The sequence below is a fragment of the Streptomyces sp. NPDC102278 genome, from assembly GCF_044766345.1.
In the GTDB taxonomy this organism is placed as follows: Bacteria; Actinomycetota; Actinomycetes; order Streptomycetales; family Streptomycetaceae; genus Streptomyces.
This window is the reverse complement of record NZ_JBIWLV010000007.1, coordinates 54,493-74,855: the sequence shown is the minus strand read 5'-3', so window position 1 is coordinate 74,855 and position 20,363 is coordinate 54,493. Positions and strand designations below refer to the sequence as shown.

General features: G+C 74.0%; 7 protein-coding genes. 6 read left to right on the top strand and 1 reads right to left on the bottom strand.

All coding sequences use genetic code 11. The annotated features are described in order from the left end of the window. Positions 1-44: 44 nt before the first annotated feature. Positions 45-7,409 (top strand): amino acid adenylation domain-containing protein, encoded by a 7,365-nt coding sequence (locus tag ACIRO3_RS18850; RefSeq protein ID WP_404137918.1) that lies wholly within the window; start codon positions 45-47, stop codon positions 7,407-7,409. A gap of 143 nt (positions 7,410-7,552) precedes the next feature. On the opposite strand, the gene ACIRO3_RS18845 is transcribed toward ACIRO3_RS18850, so the two are convergent. Next, complete coding sequence (locus tag ACIRO3_RS18845) at positions 7,553-8,359, bottom strand: thioesterase II family protein (protein WP_404137915.1); 807 nt, start codon at positions 8,357-8,359, stop codon at positions 7,553-7,555. Positions 8,360-8,632: 273 nt separating this feature from the next. Here ACIRO3_RS18845 and asnB point away from each other — a divergent pair, with 273 nt between their 5' ends. From asnB to ACIRO3_RS18820, 5 genes are all read left to right on the top strand, one after another. Then, on the top strand, positions 8,633-10,516 hold the full coding sequence (gene asnB / locus ACIRO3_RS18840; RefSeq protein ID WP_404137912.1) for an asparagine synthase (glutamine-hydrolyzing): 1,884 nt from the start codon (positions 8,633-8,635) through the stop codon (positions 10,514-10,516). Further along, entirely contained in the window at positions 10,513-11,271 is a 759-nt protein-coding gene (locus ACIRO3_RS18835) for an aspartate/glutamate racemase family protein (protein ID WP_404137909.1), read from the top strand. Before asnB ends, ACIRO3_RS18835 begins: the two co-directional genes overlap by 4 nt. Continuing rightward, positions 11,268-13,046, top strand: coding sequence for an AMP-binding protein (locus ACIRO3_RS18830; RefSeq protein ID WP_404137907.1), 1,779 nt, complete (start codon positions 11,268-11,270; stop codon positions 13,044-13,046). The genes ACIRO3_RS18835 and ACIRO3_RS18830 overlap by 4 nt, the downstream gene beginning before the upstream one ends. Further along, a complete protein-coding gene (locus ACIRO3_RS18825) occupies positions 13,043-19,549 on the top strand; it encodes an amino acid adenylation domain-containing protein (protein WP_404137904.1) in 6,507 nt (2,168 codons plus the stop codon). The genes ACIRO3_RS18830 and ACIRO3_RS18825 overlap by 4 nt, the downstream gene beginning before the upstream one ends. A 74-nt stretch (positions 19,550-19,623) precedes the next feature. Further along, positions 19,624-20,361, top strand: a complete 738-nt coding sequence (locus tag ACIRO3_RS18820; protein ID WP_366148281.1) for an aspartyl/asparaginyl beta-hydroxylase domain-containing protein — start codon at positions 19,624-19,626, stop codon at positions 20,359-20,361. Positions 20,362-20,363 lie beyond the last annotated feature (2 nt).

The following is a 20,363-nucleotide window of genomic DNA, read 5'->3' as shown; positions in this document are numbered from 1 at the left end:
TCGCGATTCGGACCACAGGTCCACACGGGGAAGAAGGAAGACACGTGCAGGGTGAAGCCGACCGGTCGACGGAGATTCCGCTGTCGTACGCACAGTTGGCCCTCTGGTTCAACGACCGACTGCAGGACGGCGACGCGTCGTACCACATGCCGGTGGCCATGCGGCTCACCGGAATCGTCGACGTCGACGCCCTCCGGGCGGCGTTGGACGACGTGATCGCACGCCATGCCGCACTGCGCACGGTCTTCCCCGAGCGGGACGGGACCCCGTACCAGCGCGTGCTGGATCCGGCGGACGTCGCCACGCCGCTCACCGTGGCGGCGGCGACCGAGGAGGAGCTGCCGGAGTTGATCGCCGCCGCCTGCCGGGTCCTGTTCGACCTGACGGCGGACCCGCTGCTGCGCCTGCACGTCTTCGTGCTCGGACCCCGGGAGCACGTGGTGCTGATGGTCCAGCACCACATCGCCGGTGACGGCTGGTCCATGGCTCCGCTGGCCCGGGACCTGAGCGCCGCCTATCTGGCCCGGACCCAGGGCAGGGAGCCCATCTGGGCACCTCTGCAGGCGAGTTACGCCGAGTACGCGCTGGAGCAGCGCGAGTCGCTCGGCGATCTGGAGGACCCCGACAGCGGGATCAGTGGTCGGCTCGGCTACTGGAGCAAGGCCCTGGACGGCATACCCGACTGCCTCGAACTGCCCACCGATCACCCGCGGCCGGCGGTCAAGACCTTCGAGGGCGACTACTTCCCCTGGGAGTTCTCCGCCGAACTGCACCGTGGGCTGACCGCGCTGACCCGCGCCTGTCGGGTGAGCCTGTTCATGGTGGTCCAGGCCGCGCTCGCGACCGTACTGACCCGTTCCGGCTCCGGGACGGACATCCCGATCGCGAGCCCCACCGCCGGGCGGATGGACGAGCGTTACGACGACGTCGTCGGGTACTTCGTGAACCCGCTCGTGCTGCGCGTGGACACCTCGGGCGATCCGACCTTCCGGGAGCTGCTCAAGCGGGTCCGGCGGGTCGACCTCCAGGGCTTCTCGCACCAGGAGATGCCCATCGAACGGTTGATCACCGCGCTCAACCCGCGGCGTTCACTGGGCTGGCATCCGCTGTTCCAGGTGATGCTCGCCTTCCAGAACCTGCCCAAGGCCGAACTCACCTTCCCCGGGGTGGAGATCGAGTTCGTGGAGGCGGACCCGGGCGGCGCCCGCTTCGACCTGTCGTTCAACGTCATGGAACGGCGCGACGACGACGGGGGGCCGGGCGGGCTGACCTGTTTCGTCGAGTACAGCAGCGACCTCTTCGATCTGGCCGGCGCCGAGGCGTTGATGAGCCGGCTCACCCTGCTGCTGGAGGCGGTCGTCGCCGACCCCGACCGGCGGATCGGCTCCATCGACCTGTTGACCCCCGAGGACCGGGCCGTTCTGACCGCCGCCCGCAACGGTCCCGCGCTGCCCTCGGGTGCGGGGGCGCCCTCGGACATCACGTTCCACCGCGCCTTCGAGGAACGCGCGGCGGCCGACCCCGACCGGATCGCCGTGGTCGCCGGCGCGACCCGGCTGAGCTTCGGCGAGGTCAACGCGCGGGCGAACCGGCTGGCCCGGGAGCTCGTGCGGCGCGGAGCCGGACCCGAGCGGTACGTGATGCTCATGGCGTCCCGGGACGCCGACCTGCTCGTGAGCCTCCTCGCCATCCTGAAGTCCGGGGCCGCCTACGTGCCCGTCGCCGTGGACACGCCGCGGGAACGGCTCGCCGGGCTCCTCGACACCGTCCGACCCGTGTGCGTGATCGTGTCCGGGGCCGGCGCCGAAACGCCGTTCGAGCATCCGGCGGCCTGCGTGATCGGCGACCCCGGGGTGGTGGCGGCGGTCGCCTCCCACCCGTCGCACGACCTGACGGACGCCGACCGCACCGGACCCACGGGCCCCGGCGACGCCGCGTACGTCATCCACACCTCGGGCTCGACCGGCGCCCCCAAGGGCGTCGTCGTCGAGCACCGGTCCCTGACCAACCTGATGCGCCACCACCGGGCCCGTCTGGTGCGCCCCGTGACCGAGGCCGGCCAGGACGTCGCCCTGGTGGCCTCCCAGACCTTCGACACCTCGTGGGACCCACTGTTCTGGATGCTGGAGGGGCACCGGCTGCACCTGCTCTCCGACGACGTCCGGCTCGACCCGCGGGCGCTGGTGGCGTACGTGCGGCGTGAGCGGGTGGTCTTCCTCGACCTCACCCCCACCTACCTGGCGCCGCTGATCGCCGCCGGGCTGCTGGACGAGGGGGCGCACCGGCCCGAGGTGCTGATGCTCGGCGGCGAGGCCGTGGGGCCCGACCTGTGGACCCGGCTGGCCGCCGTTCCGGACCTGGCCGCGCACAACTACTACGGGCCGACGGAGACCACCGTCGACGCGCTGGCCTGCGCGCTGGGCGACAGCGTCACCCCGGTCATCGGCCGGCCCATCGACGGCGTGCGCGCCTACGTGCTGGACGGGTCGCTGCGGCCGGCCCCCGTCGGGGTCCGCGGCGAGTTGTACCTCGCCGGGGTCCAGGTGGCCCGCGGCTACCTCGGCCGGCCCGCGCTCACCGCGGAACGGTTCGTGGCCGACCCGTACGGTCCGCCCGGTTCGCGGATGTACCGCACCGGGGACCTGGCGCGGTTGCGCCGCGACGGTCAGGTGGAGTACCTCGGTCGCGCGGACGAGCAGGTGAAGGTCCGCGGCTTCCGGATCGAGCCGGGCGAGATCGAGGCGGTCCTGGAGCAGTACCCGGGCGTCGTCCAGGCCGCCGTCGTGGTCCGGGGCGATTCCCCCGACGACCGGTTCCTGGCCGGCTACCTCGCGCTCGCGCCGGGCTCCGCCCCCGACCCGGCGGAGCTGCGCGCGCACCTCGCGCGGCGGCTGCCCGAGTACATGATTCCCGCGGCCTACTCCCATCTCGACGCGCTGCCGCTCACCAGCAGTGGCAAGCTGGACCGTTCGGCGCTGCCCGAACCGGACGTACGGGTCACCGAGGGCCCGGGCCGTGCGCCCGAGGGCCCCGAGGAGACCGCCCTGTGCGCGCTGTTCGCCGAGGTGCTGCGGGTACCCGAGGTCGGTCCCGACCAGGACTTCTTCACCCTGGGCGGCCACTCGCTGCTCGCGATGCGGCTGATCAGTCGCGTCCGCGCGGCGACCGGCGCGGACCTCACGGTCCGGTCCGTGTTCGAGGCCCGCACCCCCGCCGGGCTGGCCCGGCTCGTGCGGGCCGACGGGGCGGCGGGCGACCGGCGCCGCCGTCCCGCCCTGCTGCCGGCCGAGCGCCCCGACCGGATCCCCCTGTCGTACGCCCAGCGCCGGCTCTGGTTCCTCCAGCGCCTGGACCGGGAGAGCCCGGCCTACCACATCCCGCTGCCCCTGCGGCTCGACGGGCCGATCGACATCGGGGCCCTGGCCGCCGCCCTCGGCGACGTCGTCGAGCGGCACGAGGCGTTGCGCACGGTCTTCCCCGACGACGGCGGTGCGCCCCGGCAACTGGTCCTCGACCCGCGGCGGCTGCCGGCGCTGCTCGACGTGTTGCCGCTGGACCCGCAGGACGCCGACGGTCCCGCGCTGGACGCGGCGCTGGCGGCCGCCGCCTCGGAGCCCTTCGACCTGGCCCGGCGACCGCCCCTCCGGGCGCGGGTGTTCAGGATCGCTCCCGAGCGGCACGTACTGCTGTTGACGATCCATCACATCGCCTGCGACGCCTGGTCCCTGGGCCCCCTCGCCCGCGATCTGGGTTCCGCGTACCGGGCTCGGCTGGCCGGGCGGGAGCCCGAGCGCGGCGCGCCGGCGGTGCAGTACGCCGACTACACCCTCTGGCAGCACGCCCTGCTCGGCGACGACCGGGAGCCCGGTTCGCTGGCCGCCGAACAGTGGGCCCACTGGAGCGAGGCCCTGCGGGGGCTGCCGGAGGAGATCGCGCTGCCCGTGGACCGGCGTCGCACCGCCGCGACGGGACACGCGGGCGGGGTCGTCCCCCTGCGGGTCGACGCCTCGGTGCACCGCGCCCTGGTCGAGCTCGCGGGCGGCGAGGGCGCGAGTCTGTTCATGGCCGTCCAGGCGGGCCTCGCGGCCCTGTTGACCCGTCTGGGGGCCGGTACCGACATTCCGCTGGGCACGCCGGTGGCCGGGCGCCTCGACGAGGGCCTGGGTGAGCTCGTCGGATTCTTCGTCAACACCCTGGTCCTTCGGACCGACACGGAGGGCAACCCGACGTTCCGGGAGTTGCTGCGGCGCGTCAGGGAGACCGACCTCGCCGCGTACGCGCACCAGGACCTGCCCTTCGAACGGCTGGTGGACCTCGTCAACCCGGCGCGCTCTCCCGGCCGTCACCCGCTCTTCCAGGTCGCCCTGGTGATGAACCAGGCGGTGGAGACGTCCCTCGACATTCCCGGCGTCACGACGCGGGGCATCCAAGTGGGCCTGGCGCCGGCCAAGTTCGACCTGACGTTCACGCTGGGCGCGGAGCCGGTGACGGACGGCGCGGCGGGAGCCCTGGTCGGTTCCGTCGAGTACCGGGCCGACCTCTTCGACGAGTCCACCGCCGCCTCTCTCGCCGACCGGCTCGCGCGGTTGCTCACCGCCGTCGCCCGCGATCCGGATCTTCCGCTGAGCCGGGTCGGGCTGCTCTCCGACGACGAGCGGACCCGGATCCTGGAGGAGTGGAACGACACCCGGCGGGACCTGCCGCCGACCACCCTCGCCCACGCGGTCGCCGAGCAGATCGCCCGGACGCCCGAGGCCACCGCCGTGGTCTTCGAGGGCGCCGCGGTGAGCTACGCCGAACTGGACACCCGCGTGGACGCGCTCGCCCGGCGCCTGACGGGCGCCGGGGTCGGCCCCGGGAGCCGGGTCGCGGTCGCGTTGCCCCGCTCGGTCGAACTGGTCGCCGCGCTGTGCGCCGTCCACCGGGCGGGCGGCGCGCACGTGCCGCTCGATCCGGACTACCCGGCGGAGCGGCTGGCGTTCATGCTCGCCGACGCCCGCCCGGCCGCGCTCGTCGCGACGGAGCGGACCGCCGGCGCCCTGACGGTGCCCGAGGGCCTCACCGTGGTGGACCCGTGGGTCGGGGCGACGGACGAACCGGTCGGCGACGGATCCCCCCGCCGCGAACCGACCGGACCCTCCCCCGCCGATCCCGCGTACGTGATCTACACCTCCGGCTCCACCGGGCGCCCCAAGGGGGTCGTCGTCCCGCACGAGGGCGTCGCCAACCGGCTGCGCTGGGGTCAGGCCGAGTACCGACTGACCTCCTCGGACCGGGTGTTGCAGAAGACCCCGTCCAGCTTCGACGTGTCGGTGTGGGAGTTCTTCTGGCCGCTGACCACGGGCGCCACGCTGGTGGTCGCCAAGCCCGAGGGGCACCGTGACCCTTCCTACCTGGCCCGGCTGATCCGCGAGGAGCGGATCACCGTGGCGCAGTTCGTGCCCTCCATGCTCGACGCCTTCCTCCAGGACCCCGACGCCGGTCGCTGCCGGTCGCTGCGCCTGGTCGTCGCCAGTGGCGAGGCGCTGGGCTCCGCGACCGCCCGCCGGTTCCGGGAGGTGTTGCCCGACGTGCAGCTGGTGGACCTGTACGGCCCGACCGAGGCGTCCATCGAGGTGACCGCGTGGGCCTGCGGCCCGGACGACGATCCGACCAGGCCGGTGCCGATCGGACGGCCGGTGTGGAACACCCGCGTCTACGTCCTGGACGCCGAACTCCAACCGGTGCCGCCCGGGGTCACGGGCGACCTCTACCTGGCGGGCGTCCAACTGGCCCGCGGCTACCTGGACCGGCCGGCGTTGACCGCCGAGCGCTTCGTCGCGGACCCCCACGGGGCCCCCGGCACCCGGATGTACCGCACCGGCGACCTCGCCCGGCTGCGGGCCGACGGTGTCATCGAGTACCTGGGCCGGGTCGACGGACAGGTCAAGGTCCGGGGCTTCCGCATCGAGTTGGGGGAGATCGAGGCCGTGCTCCGCGAGCACCCGGCGGTCGGCTCCTGCGCCGTGGTCGTACGCGAGGACCCGCGCGCCGCGTCCCGCATCGTCGCCTACCTGGTGCCCGCCGCCGGCGGCGCGGCGCCCGGGGCGGAGGAGTTGCGCGCGCACCTGCGGGGCCGGCTGCCCGAGCACATGGTGGCGACGGCATACGTGGCGCTCGACGCGATCCCGGTGACGGCCAACGGCAAGCTGGACCGGGCGGCGCTGCCCGATCCGGCGGCGGCCGTCGGGGACTCGGCCGCCCAGGAGCCGCGGACACCCCTGGAGAAGACCCTCACCACGCTCTTCGCGGATCTGCTGGACGTGCCCGTGGTCCGGCCGGAAGACGACTTCTTCCTGTTGGGCGGTCACTCGCTGCTGATGGTCCGGCTGGCCGAGGGGATCCGGGCGGAGCTGGGCGTGGACCTGCCGATCCGGGCCCTGTTCGACTGCCCCACCCCCCGGTTGATCGCCGAGAGGCTGTCGGGGACGACCGGCGTCGCCTCCGGCCCGGCGCCCACCGCGTCCGCGATCGACCCGGGGACGGCGCCGGCCGGCCCGCCGCCGGCCGATCCGCAGGTGGCGCTCCCCGCGTGGGAGCCGCTGCTGGCACTGCGGGCGCAGGGATCGCGGCCCCCGCTGTTCTGCGTGCACCCGGTGGTCGGCGACGGGTTCGGGTACGCGGGGCTGCTGCGCGCTCTCGGTCCCGAGCAGCCCGTGTACGCGTTGCAGGGCATCGGCCCGGCGGGCGGGCGGGAACGTCCGGCCGACATGGGCGCGCTCGCGGCGGAGTACGCGCGGCGCATCCGCGAGGTGCGGCCGCACGGCCCGTACCGGCTCCTGGGGTGGTCGTTCGGCGGGGTGCTCGCGCACGAGATCGCGGTACAGCTGAAGGAGAGCGGCGAGACGGTCGACCTGGTCGCGCTGATGGACAGTACGGCCCCCACGGCGGCCGACGTCCGGCAGGGAACGGTCACCGAGGGCGAGGTCCTGCTCCGGCTCCTCGACGCGGTGCGCGCCCCCCGGGAGCGCATGGAGGCGGCGGCCGACGGGAGCTGGACACCGGACGCGGAGGAGCTGCTGCGGCTGCTGGCGCCCGCGTTGGGCGCGTCGGCGCCGCGCGACGCGGCCCAGTTGGCGGTGATGCTGGACACGTGCCGCTACCACGGCGAGCTGATGGCCCGCTGGTTCCCGCGGGTGCTCGACGGCGGTCTGTTGACCTTCACCGCCACCGCCGAGTTCGCGTACGACGGTCCCGGGGCGGGAGCGGGGCGGCCCGTGTCCGGTCCGCAGAGTTGGGTGAACCACGTCGTGGGACGCATCGAGGACCATCCGATCGACGCCCGGCACCTGGAGTTGGCCGATCCCGGACCGATCGACGAGATCGGGCGGGTGCTCGCCGCCGCGCTGGAGCGGCGGGCGGACCGATGAGCGCGACGTCGGGCGGGGCGTTCCTCGCGGGGCACGCGCCGTGCGCGGCGGTCCGCGAGGGCCGCCGCGTCGCGGGCCGGCCGTCCGGGCCCCTCGGACGGGCCCGGACGGCCGGTGGCCGGAATGCGACCGGTGGCCGACGGTCAGCCCTGGCCGGGTGCCCCCTCGTCGACCGCCTCGGCGGCCAGTTCGGCCATCACCTCGGCGCGGTGCGTGTGCAGGAAGAAGTGGTCCCCGGGGAGGATCCGCTGACGGAAGCGCGCGGCCGTCGTCGAACGCCAGCCACTGATCCACTCCGGGCCGGCCAGCTTGTCCTGCGCCCCGCCCAGCGCGACGACCGGGCAGGGCAGAACGGTGGGGCGCACCCGCGCCGTGTAGTCGGCGAGCAGCGTCAGATCGGCGCGGATCACCGGCAGCAGCAGGTCCACCAGGTCCTGATGTTCCAGCACCTCGGCCGGTGTGCCGCCGAGTTCGACGATTCCCTTCATCAGCCGGTCGTCGGTCAGGTCGTGGAGCGTCGCCACGGCCGGCGCGCCCGGGGGCCTGCCGCCGGAGACGATCACGGACACCGGCATGGGCAGTTCCTCGGCGGCGAGCCGGCGGGCCGTCTCGTAGGCGATCTGCGAACCCATGCTGTGGCCGAAGAGCATGAACCGCTCGTCCGCCGGCCGGTGGGCGAGGACGTCGAGGAGTCCTTCGACCACCCGTTCCATGGAGCGCAACGGCTCTTCGGCGAGTCGGGTGCCGCGGCCGGGAAGTTCCACCGGAACGAACCTCAGGCCCGGCTGGTGTCGACCACGCGCCCAGGGCAGGTAGGAGCCGGCCGAGCCTCCCGCGTGCGGCAGGCAGTAGACCCGGACCGGCCCGGCGGCGGCGTCCGGCTCTGGCGCGGAATCCCATGGCGTCCATCGGCTCCGCTCGGACCTGGGGGCGTTCAGATGGCCGATCACGGCGCACCGTCCTTCATGTTCGGGGTGATGTCAACAGGCTTGGCAGCCCGCCTTGCGAGCTTATTGCCGGATGGGTGGGCGGGCCAGTGAGTGCGTTCTCACAATGCACGAAGAAGATGCCTGATGGTCTTGCGGAAGGACGGTGTCACCCTGGTAGCGTGCGGGTCGGGGAATAAGGTTTCGTGAACTTTCATTCATGAACCACGCTCATCTTGCGAAACAGCTTGACCTGCCGTTTTGTCGACCGGGCAGGTGTGAACGGGGACTATCGAAGTGTGTGGAATCGCGGGTATATTTTGCCTGGATCGGGCGAAAGCGGCCAGCGGGCAAATCGTTGGCGACATGGCCGCGTGCCTGACCCACCGCGGTCCGGATGATTCCGGATTTCATGTCCGTGACGGAATTGCTCTCGGCTTTCGCAGGCTGGCGCTGAACGACCTCGAACGGGGGAATCAGCCACATTCATCGGAGGACGGGAGAATCGTTTCCGTCTGCAATGGCGAAATCTACAATCACCGCGCTCTGCGCTCTTCGCTGCACGCCCGCGGGCACCGCTTCCGCTCCGAGTGCGACACCGAGGTCCTGGTCCACCTGTACCGCGAGTACGGGGACGACCTGACCGCGCACCTCGACGGGCAGTTCGCCTTCGCGCTCCACGACGCGGACGCCGGACGGCTGTTGTTGGCGCGCGACCACGCCGGCATCGTGCCGCTCTTCTACACGGTCGTGGACGGCCTTCTCGTCTTCGGCTCGGAAATCAAGGCGATTCTGCGCCATCCCGCCGTGCGTCCCGAGGTGGATCTGCGCGGCCTGGACCAGGTCATGACCCTGCCCGGCCTGGTGAGCCCGCGGACGATGTTCGAGGGCGTCCACGCCCTGCGCCCCGGTGAGCGGCTCGTCGCCGATTCCTCCGGCGTGACCGTGGAGCGCTACTGGGACCTGGACTTCCCGCAGGCCGCCGATCTGGAGCCCGTCCCGACCGACGCCCTCGACCGGCGACTGGACGACTGCGCCCGGAACCTGGAAGCGCTCCTGACGGAGTCCGTCGGAACCCGGCTCGCGGCCGACGTCCCGGTCGGGCTGTACCTGAGCGGCGGCCTGGACTCCAGCCTCATCGGCGCCTTCGCGGCCGCCGCGCGGCCCGGGCACCGGTGGCCGAGCTACTCCGCGGTCTTCCCCGACCACGACTTCGACGAGAGCCCCCACCAGCGGCTCGTCGCCGCCCGCCTGGGCACCGATCACCACGAGGTGCCGATCCGACACACGGACCTGGCCCGGCGGTTCACCGACATGGTCCGGCACAGCGAGACACCGGTCCGCGAGTCGTACAACGTCAGTTCCATGCTGCTCTCGGCGGCCGTGCGGGACGACGGCACCGTCGCCGTCCTGACCGGCGAGGGCGCCGACGAACTCTTCGGCGGCTACCCCGGATACCGCTTCGACGCGGCGGGTCTGGGCGGCAGTCGCCTCAGCGGCCTGGACGCCGAGTTGGAGCGGGAGATCCGACATCGGATGTGGGGACTCGACATCGGGTACGAGCAGGACCAGCTGCCCGCCCACGAGTTCCGCCGTGACCTGTACGCCGACGATCTCGCCGACGCCTTCGACGGCTTCTCCGTCACGACGCAACGCCTGGTCGAGCCGGAAAAGTTGAGAGGGCGCCACCCCCTGCACCAGCGGTCGTACCTGGACTTCCACCTGCGGCTCGCCGATCACCTGCTGGGCGACCACGGTGACCGGATGTCCCTCGCGAACAGCGTGGAGCTGCGCTTCCCGTTCCTGGGTCGCGCCGTGGTCGACCAGGCCACCGCGCTGCCTCCCGAGTTGCTGGTCGCCCGCGGTCGGGAGAAGGCCGTACTGCGCCGGGTGGCCGAGGGACGCGTTCCCGACGAGGTCCTGGCGCGCCCCAAGTTCGGCTTCCGCGGCCAGACCAGCAGCCACCTGCTCGGCGGCGAGGCCGACTGGTTCGAGGAGCTGCTGTCGCCGGCGGTCGTCCGCAAGCAGGGGTACTTCAACCCGGACACGGTCGCCGCGCTCGTACGCCGACAGCGCGACCAGGGCGGTCAGGTCCACGCGCACCTCGACACCGACTACCTGATGCTCATCGCGACGTTCGCGCTTTTCGTCGAGGAGTTCGATCTGCCGTGTCTCGGATGACCCGCTCCACCTCCGACGACGAGGGTGGCTGTCCGCCCTCCCCCGCTGCGAACGGCCCCGCCCACCCCCTCGTCGGCGTGGTCGGCGGCATGGGGCCGCTGGCCTCCACGGAACTGCTGCGGACCGTCTACCGGTCCTGCGCCGGGCAGGCCGAACAGGACACGCCCCGCATCCTGCTCTGGTCGGACCCGGCGGTGGTCGACCGCACCGAGGCGATCGGTCGGGGTGAACTGGGAACGCTGCTGCGCTCCGTGGAGACGGCGGTGCGCGCACTGGTCTCCGCCGGGGCCGAGCGCGTGGTCATCGCCTGTGTGACCGCCCATCACGTACTGGACCACCTGCCGCCCGAACTGGCCAAGCGGTGCATCTCGTTGGTCGAGGTCATCCACGAGGAACTGGCCCGCACGGACCAGCCGCACCTGCTGCTCTGCACCCGAGGGACCGCCCAGGCGGGCATCCTCACCTCCGGCCCGCGCGCGGCCGAGTCGGCGCACCGACTGGTGCTGCTGGATCCGGCCGACCAGGAGGCCCTCCACCGGGAGGTGTACCGGATCAAGCGCGGCGACGACCCGGCCGCGTCGGTGGACTTCCTGCGCGCCACCCTGTCGCGCTACGGCGTGCACGCGTACGTCGCGGCGTGCACCGAACTCCACCTGGTCACCCGGGCGATCGAGGAGTCGGGTCGAGCGGACGAATTCCCTGCCATCGACCCCCTGTCGGTCGTGGCGCGACGGATCACGAACGGAGAGCTGTGAGCCACACGAAGATCCTGGACCGCTGGGCCGGACAGGTGGAGGACGACGGCCGGGCCCCGGCGGTCACCACCCCCGACCGCGTCTGGAGCCGTCGGGAGCTCGCCGAGTTCGCGACCGGTCTGCGGGCCGCCCTCGCGGACGGCGACGAGCCGGCGCGCCGCGGGCCGGTGCTGGTGGCCTGCGCCGACCCCGTGGCCGTGATGGCGACCATCCTTGCCTGCGCCGCCGCCGGCAGGGCGTTCGCCCCCGTGGACGTGCGCCAGCCGGCCGCCCGCTGGACGGCGATCCTGGAGGACCTGGATCCGGACCACGTCGTGTGCGACGCCGCCGGGCGCGCCGCGCTCGAAGGCTGCGGCACGGGCGACGCCGTGCGGATCGACGCCGAGGAGGTCCGCGTCGGGGCGCGGTCCGCGGCGGCGTGGCGCGCCGAGGACTGGCGCGCCCTCGACGTCCCCGACGGTGGGTACGTCTACTTCACCTCGGGCACCACCGGGCGCCCCAAGGGCATCCGGGGCAGCCTGGCCGCCGTCGCCCACTTCCTGGACTGGGAGGCCGAGGAGCTGCGGATCGGCCCCGGCACCCGCATCTCCCTGCTCACCTCGCCCGGCTTCGACGCGTTCCTGCGCGACGCGCTGCTCCCGCTGTGCGCGGGCGGGAGCGTCGAGGTGGCCGGATCCGGCGGGGTGCCGGTCGGATCCGCGCTCGCCGCGTGGTTGGAGGAGCGCGGCGTGGAGGTGTTGCACTGCGTGCCGACGGTATTTCGCACGCTGCGATCCGCCGGGCTCACCGCGGGTTCCCTGCCCGGGCTGCGGGCCGTGCTGCTGGCCGGGGAGCCGGTGCGGGCCGCGGACGTCGCCTGGTGGCGCGGGCTGTTCGGCGACGCCAAGGAACTCGTCAACCTGTACGGGCCGTCCGAGACCACCATGACCAAGGTGTTCCACCGGCTGACCGCCGAGGACGCCGTCGCCGAGACCGTACCGGTGGGCCGTCCCATGCCCGGCGTGGAGGTCCGAGTCCTGCTCGGCGGGAAGCCCGTCACGGGCGCCATCGGCGAGGTGGAACTGCGTACCCCCTTCCCGCTCGGCGGGTACCTCGACGGTTCCGCCGGCGGGTTCCGCGAGGGCGACCGCTTCCGCACCGGCGACCTGGGTCGGCTGCGCGAGGACGGCGTCCTGGAGGTGCTCGGCCGGCGTGACCAGCAGGTGAAGGTCAACGGCGTGCGCATCGAACTCGGCGAGATCGAGGACGTGCTCCGGCGCCACCCGCGGGTGCGGGACGCCTGCGCGGCCGCCGTGGAGGAGCCGGGTGCCGAGGCCGTGCTCTGCGCGTACGTCGTCGCCGACGGGGTGACGGACGAGGAACTGCGGGCCCACACCGCCGCCGGTCTGGCCCCCGGAAGCCGGCCCTCCGTGTACATACGACTCACCTCGGTGCCGCGCACCCTCAACGGCAAGACCGACCGCCGGGCCCTGCCGCTGCCTTCCGCCGCCTACGCCGCGGACGCCGGGCAGGCTCCCCTGGACGGGCTGGAGAGCGAGATCGCGGCCGTCTGGAGCGAGTTGCTGCACCTGCCCGGGATCGGTCGTCACGACGACTTCACCCTCCTCGGAGGCGATTCGCTGGCCATCGCCCGGCTGCTGGACCGACTGCGCAGCCGCTTCGCCGTGGACGTCCCCGTCGGCGCGTTCGTGAGGCGACCCACCGTCGCCGGGCTCGCCGCCGTGATCACCACCGCCCGCGACGGACACTCCGACACGGCGAGGAGCACCCGATGAGCCCCGTCGCGCCCCTGCCCTCGCGCCCGGACCGGCGCACGGCGCCGCTCTCGTACGCCCAGCGGGCCATCTGGCGGGCCGAACAGGTGCTGCCGGGTACCGCCCTGCACAACGAGACGGCGGCGTTCCGGCTGACCGGGCCGGTGGACGCCGACGCGCTGGAACGCGCCCTCGCCGAACTCGCCGCCCGCCACGAGGTGATGCGCTGCGCCGTCGTCGCCGACGAGGACGGCGAGCCGGTACAGCGCTTCGAGGACCTCGCGCGTCCGACCGTGCGGCGCGTGGACCTGACCGGGCACCCGCGCGGTGACCGCGAGCGGCGTCTGGTCGAACTCGTCGCCCACGCGGCAGCCGTCCCGTTCGACCTGTCCGGGCGTCCGCCGTTGATGCGCACGCACCTCTTCCGGTTGGCCGAGCGGGAGCACCTGTTGCTGTTCACCGCCCACCACATCGTGGTGGACGCCTGGGCGTTCGGGGTCTTCCTGGAGGAACTGGCGGCCCGGTACGTGGTGGAGACGGGCGGCCAGGACGCCTCTCGGGACTCCCTTGACAATGAACTCGCCCGGCCCGCCGTCGACTTCGGCGACTACGCGACCTGGCAGCGCACGGACCCGGACGCGGGTCGCGGCCTGGACCACTGGCGCGAGCGGCTCGGCAGCGATCCCGAGCCGGTGCGGCTGCCGTCGGACGGGCGGCGCGTCGCCGCCGACGCCGAGGCACCGGCCGCCGCGCGGGTGGCGGGCGCGCTGCACGGGTTCACCGTCCCCGCGGAACTGGTCGCACGGCTCTCGGCTCTCGGCCGCGCCGAACTCACCAGCGTCTCGGCCGTCGTGCTCACGGCGTACTGCGTCGTCCTCCAGCGGTACGCGGGGCAGGACGACCTCGTCGTCGGCATGCCGGTGGCCACCCGCAACCGTCCCGCGCTCGGCGCCATGATCGGCCCACTGCTCAACGTGATGGCGCACCGGGTGGACCTGAGCGGGACGCCCACCTTCCGGGAGGCGTTGCACCGCACCCGGCAGGCGCTCAAGGCGGACCTCAGGCACCGCGACACCCCCTTCGACCTGGTGGTCGAGGATCTCGGCCCCGGGTCCGGCCAGGGTCGTACACCGCTGTTCCAGTTGATGTACGCCTTCCACAGCGGCCCCACCACGACGCTGCGGCTGCCGGGTGTGGAGACCACTCCGGCGCCCTCGCACAGCGGCACCGCCAAGTACGACCTGTCGTTGTTCCTGCGGCCCCGGCCGTCGGGCGACCTGGACGCCTCGCTGGAGTTCCGCACGGCACTGCTCGCCCCGGAGACCGTCGCCGGCTTCGCCGACGCGCTGTCGTGCCTGCTGGCCGCCGCCGCGGACGACCCGGGCCGGCCCATCGCCGAGCTGCCGCTCATGACGCCGCGGGAGACCCGCAGGATTGTGCGGGACTTCGACACCAGCGACCCGGCGGCGCCTGCCTGGGGCGCCGTCCCCGGGGCGCTGCGCGTCCTCGCCCTGCGCGACGGGGACGCCCCCGCCGTCGGCTCCGCCGACGGGATCCTCACCCGGGCCGACGTGGCCGGCGCGGCCGACCGGGTCGCCGCCGCGCTCGCCGGCCGGTGTGGGGTGCGGCCGGGCGACCGGGTGGCCCTGCGGGTCCGGCGCGGCGCCGAACTCATACCGCTCGTCGTGGGGTTGTGGCGGGCCGGCGCCGTGCTGGTGCCGCTCGACGCGGCGATGCCGGACGAGCGCGCGGCGCACGTGCTGAAGGACAGCGGCGCGCGGCTGTTGGTCACCGACGAACCGCTCGGCGCGGCGCTTTCGGGCGCCGCGGGCGAGGGGACGCCCCGTCTCGACCCGCGGGAGCTGCTGGACGGCCCCGCGCCCGCCGCCGGCGAGGTGCCGTTCCCCGACGGTCCGGCGCCCGAGGCCCTCGCCTACCTGATGTACACCTCCGGTTCCACCGGGACGCCCAAGGGCGTCGCGGTGCCGCACGGCTGCGTGGCGAACCTCCTGCACAGCGTCGTGCGGGAGCCGGGCATCGAGGAGAGTGACGTGCTCGTCGCCGTCACCTCGCTCACCTTCGACATCAGCGTCCTGGAACTGTTCGCCCCGCTGGTCGCCGGCGCCCGGGTGGTGATCGCGCCGCGTGAGACGGTCCGCGACGCCGAGGCCCTGGGCACGCTGTTGGAGAAGTCCGGTGCCACGCTGATGCAGGCCACGCCGTCGCTGTGGCGGGGCCTGTTGGACGGTGGCTGGCCGGGGCTGCGCGGCCTTCGGGCGCTCAGCGGCGGCGAGGCCCTCGACGAGACCCTGGCCGGGCGGCTCCTGGAGCGCTGCTCCCAGGTGTGGAACCTGTACGGGCCCACCGAGACGACGATCTGGTCCACCGTCGGGCGCGTCCTGCCCGGCGAGCCGGTGACCGTGGGCCGTCCGGTCGCCCGCACCGTCTGCCACGTCCTGGACGGAGCCGGTCGCACCGTGCCGGTCGGCGCCGTCGGCGAACTGGTCATCGGCGGCGCGGGCGTGACGGCCGGCTACTGGAACCGGCCGGAGCTGACCGCGACCGTCTTCGTGCCGGACCCGGTCACCGCGACCGGCGGCACCGTCTATCGCACCGGCGACCTGGCCCGGTACCTGCCGGACGGCCGCCTGGTCGTACTGGGCCGGGTGGACCAGCAGGTCAAGATCCTCGGTCATCGCGTCGAACTCGGCGAGATCGAGGCCCTGTTGGGCGCCCACGCGGACGTACGGCAGGTCGCTGTGGTCATCGACCGCACGGGGGCCTCGGGCCCGCGCCTGGTCGCGTTCGTGGTTCCGGCGGGCGCCGGCGGGGTGTCCACCGAGTCCTTGCGCGGACAGCTGCGCGAGCGACTGCCCGCGGCCGCCGTCCCGGCCGTTTTCGAGGAGGTCGCCGAACTCCCGTTGAACACCAGCGGCAAGATCGACCGGCCCGCGCTGACCCGCTCGGCGCGCACCCTGCGGTCCGGCCCGGGGCGTACCGCCCCGGTCACCGCCGTCGAACGCGCCGTCGTGCGGCACTGGGCCGCGGTGCTGGGGCTCGCCCCGGACGCGGTCGGCACCGGCGACGACTTCCTCGCGGCGGGCGGCAACTCGATCGCGGCCGGACGGCTGATCGGCCTGGTGCGCGCGGAGTTCGGTCGGGCCCCGTCGCTGGCCGCCTTCTACGCGGACCCGACCCCGGCCACCCTGGCCCGCTCGGCCGTCGCCGCGCCCACCGGACGGGACGCCGATCCGGTGCCCGCCGCCCTCGCCGCCGCCGCCGGGCTCGGACCCGCCGATCCGGTGCCCCTCACGGACCAGCAGCGGCAGCTGTGGCTGGCCCAACGGCTCGCGCCCGACTCGGCGGCCTACAACCTGGCGGGCGCGGTCCGTCTGGACGGCGACGTCGACGCCGCCGCCCTGGCGGCCGCTTTGCGCGATCTGGTGACCCGCCATCAAGTGCTCGCGGCGCGCGTCGGATGGGAGGACGAGGGCCCCGTCCTGGTCCGGCTGCCCGCCGAGTCGGTGGCGCTCGCCGTCGTCGACCTGCCGGGCTCCCCCGGCGCCGACGCCGAGGACGTGTGGGAGGCGATCGCCGCCGCGGAGGCGGCCCGCCCCTTCGACCTGGCGGTGGGACCGCTGCTGCGCGTCACCCTGGTACGGGGCGGCGGGCGCACGGAACTGCTCTGCACCGCCCACCACATCGCGGTCGACGGCTGGTCCGTGTCCGTCGCCGTCCGCGAACTCGGCGCGCTGTACGGCGTGCACGCCGCCGGGGCCGTGCGACTGCCGCGGCCGAGCGCCGAGTTCATCGGCCACGCCGGCGCGGCCGCCGCACCCGAGGGCCGCGCCGTGCGCGCCGGACACCTGGCGTACTGGCGGGAACGCCTCGCCGGCCACTCCGGGGTGCTCGCCCTGCCCACCGATCCGCAGGCCCGCGCCGACGTCCCCGGGGCCGGGCGCACCGTGCCGGTGGTCCTGTCCCCCGAGGTCACCGCGCGGCTGCGCCGGACGGCCACCCGGCTCCGGGTCACGCCGTTCACCGTGTTGCTCACCGTGTTCGGCCATCTCCTGGGCCGTTACGCGGCGACCGACGACGTCGTCGTCGCCGTGCCGGTCGCCAACCGCGAGGCGCCCGGGCTGGAGGGTCTGGTCGGCAACCTGGTGAACACCCTGCCGGTGCGGCTGGACCTCTCCGGTGCGGCCGGCTTCGCCGAACTCGCCTCCCGCACCGGTCGCCTCCTCGCCGCGGACCTCGACCGGCCGCTGGTCCCCTTCGACCGGCTCGTCGCCGAACTGGGCCTGGCGGGTGACCCGGGCCGGCCGGCGCTCGCCCAGGCCTCGCTGGTGTTGCAGGACGCGGCGCCCGACCTGGTCCGACTGGCCGACGTCGCCGGTGCGCTGCGGCCGGTGCGCACCGCGACCGCGAAGTACGACCTGACGCTCGCCCTGGACGAGCACGCCGACCGGATGGACGGGGTGCTGGAGTACGCCGTCTCCCGCTTCGGCGACGACTCGGCGGTCCGGTTCGTCCGTCGGCTGGAGACCCTGCTGCACGCGGCGCTCGACGACCCCGACGCGAACCCGGACGACGTCGACCTGGGGCACGGGGAGACGCCGTCGCCGCGGCCCGCGGCCGAGCCCGGGGCCTACCGCGCCGCCCACCGCGTACCGGTCCACGAACTGTTCCGGGCCCGGGCGGCCGAGCGCCCCGACGCGCCGGCCTTGCGGTACGCCGGGGTGGAGGTCGGCTACGCGGAGCTGGACCGGTGGAGTGACGACATCGCGGTCCGGCTGCTGGCGCGCGGCGCGGGCCCCGGGCGTTTCGTGTCGGTGCTGTTGCCCACCGGGCCGGCGCAGACCGCGGCCGTCCTCGGCGTGGCAAAGACCGGCGCGGCGTTCGCGGTCCTCGACGGCGTCGGTCCCGAGCTGCGGCTGCGGGCCGTGCTCGCCGACGCGGACCCGGTCGTCCTGCTGGCCGCCGATTCGTCCCTGGCGGCGTATCCCGCGCTGTGGGACCGGGAGGCGGCGCGGTTCGGCGACGTCCCGGTGGAGCGGTGCGACACGCGCGCCCCGGCCGGCGACCTCACCGCGGGCCCCCGGCCGCAGGCACCGGCGACGACCGGTGAGGACGCGCTGTGCCTGGTGTACACGTCCGGTTCCACCGGTACGCCCAAGGGGATCGTGCTGCCGCACGCGACGCTCGCCCAGTTCGCCGACTGGCAGGGGTCCCGCTTCTCGGTGCGGCCCGGGAGCCGTGTCGCGCAGTGGGCGCCGTTCACCTACGACGCCGCCTACACGGAGGTGTTCGCGGCCCTGTGCCACGGTGCGACGCTCTGTGTGCCGCCCGACGGCACCCGCCACGATCCGGTCGCACTGGCCGGCTGGCTGCGCGCCGAACGGATCACCCAGATCCAGACGGTGCCCGGTTTCCTCACCGTGCTCACCGAGGCGTTGGACCGTACCGGTGAGGGGCTGCCGGACCTGGAGCACCTGCTGCTCGCGGGTGAGGCCCTGCCCCCGTCCCTGGCCGCGGCCTGGGCGGACCGGCCCGACCGGCCGGCCCTGCACAACCTGTACGGGCCGACCGAGTGCGTGCTCGCCACGCACCGGGAACTCGCGCCCGGCGAGGGGTTCCCCCACTCGGTGCCGATCGGCGTGCCGATCCCGGGTCGGGAGGCCCTGGTCCTGGACCACCGGGGCCGGCCCTGCCCGGTCGGTGTCGTGGGCGAGATCCACCTGCGCAGCGACCTGTTGGCCGGCTCGTACCGCAACAGGCCCGAGGAGAGCGCCAAGGCGTACGTCCCCGACCCGTGGCGGCCCGGCGGGACGCTGTACCGCACCGGAGACCTGGGCCGCTTCCTGCCGGACGGCGAGCTCGCCTTCACCGGCCGCACGGGCAGCCTCGTGAAGATCCGCGGCAATCGCGTGGAACTGGAGGAGATCGAGGCGCTGTTGGAGTCGCATCCGGCCGTGCGGGAGGCCGCCGCGGCGCTCCACGACCGGGCGGGCACGCCCCGCCTGGTCGGGTACGCCGTCGCGGCCGACGGGGTGAGCGGCGCCGATCTGCGGGCGCACCTCGCCGACCGGTTGCCGGCCGCCGTGGTCCCGGAGACCGTGGTGCTGCTGGACGCGCTGCCCCGGACCCGCACCAACAAGCGCGACCGTGCCCGGCTCCCGGTACCGGCGGCGGCGGCGGTCCGCGCCGGCGAGCCGCCGCTGGCGGGCGCCGAGCAGGTGGTCGCCGACGCCTGGCGGCGGGTGCTCGGCGGTGACTCCTTCGGGCGGCACACCAACTTCTTCGAGGCGGGCGGCGATTCGCTGCTCGCCGCCCGCCTCCAACTGGAACTGGGCGAGAGGCTCGGCCGGGAGGTCCGCCTGGTCGACGTGTTCGCCCGCCCCACCGTCGCCGGGTTCGTCGCCGGACTGGGCGAGGGTGCCGGCACCGCCGCGGCCGCCGGATCCGACGAGGCCGCCTCGCGCGGAGCGCGGCGCCGCGCCGCGCTGCGGTCCCGCCGCAGGTGACGGCGGTACCCGACGGACAAGTGGCACACGTACCCCACAGAGCAGAAACAGAGCGGAAGACGAGAGAGGTTGACATGGACGTCGCTGACGTGATGGCGGAGCTGCGCAACGCGGTCGGTTCCCGGGGGCTGGAACGCGTCGAGGAGTGCCTGCGCATCCTCGTGGGCGAGCGGGCGCCGGAGTACCTGCACGAGGACCAGGAGCCGACCCGGCTGTTCTTCCCCGGCATCAGCGCCCTGCCGTGGCACGACGCCGCGGCGCAGCCCTGGACGGCCGGGATGGAGGCCGCGTACGACGGCATCAAGGAGGAGTTCCTGGCGCTCCGTGCGGAGCAGGCCCGGTTCGCCCCGTACGAGGACATGTACACGAAGGAGCTCGGCTGGCAGGGCTGGGACACCTACCAGCTCTACCGCAACGGCACCTGGCGGGACGAGGTCCTCGAACGCTGCCCCTCGACCGTCAAGGCCGTGGAGTCGACCCCTCACGGGCCGCGCGACGGCATGTTCACCATCCTCAACCCGGGCGTCCACATCACGCCGCACACGGGCGGGGTGAACCTGCTGCTCACCGCCCACCTCCCGTTGATCGTCCCGGACGGCTGTGTCATCACGGTCGGCGACGACGAACGGGGCTGGGAGGAGGGCAAGGTCATCCTCTTCGACGACAGCTTCATCCACGAGGCGGAGAACCGCGGCACGCGGCAGCGCGCGGTCCTGCTCTGGGACGTGTGGCACCCGGAACTCACCGAGGACGAGGTACGGGCGCTGGAGTTCCTCATGCCCCGGTTCCAGAGCTATCTGATGGCGGTCTGACA

Coding starts and splice junctions, on each gene's coding strand:
- ACIRO3_RS18825 (WP_404137904.1), top strand. CDS start 13,043: ATGAGCCCCGTCGCGCCCCTGCCCTCGCGCCCGGACCGGCGCACGGCG.
- ACIRO3_RS18835 (WP_404137909.1), top strand. CDS start 10,513: ATGACCCGCTCCACCTCCGACGACGAGGGTGGCTGTCCGCCCTCCCCC.
- ACIRO3_RS18820 (WP_366148281.1), top strand. CDS start 19,624: ATGGACGTCGCTGACGTGATGGCGGAGCTGCGCAACGCGGTCGGTTCC.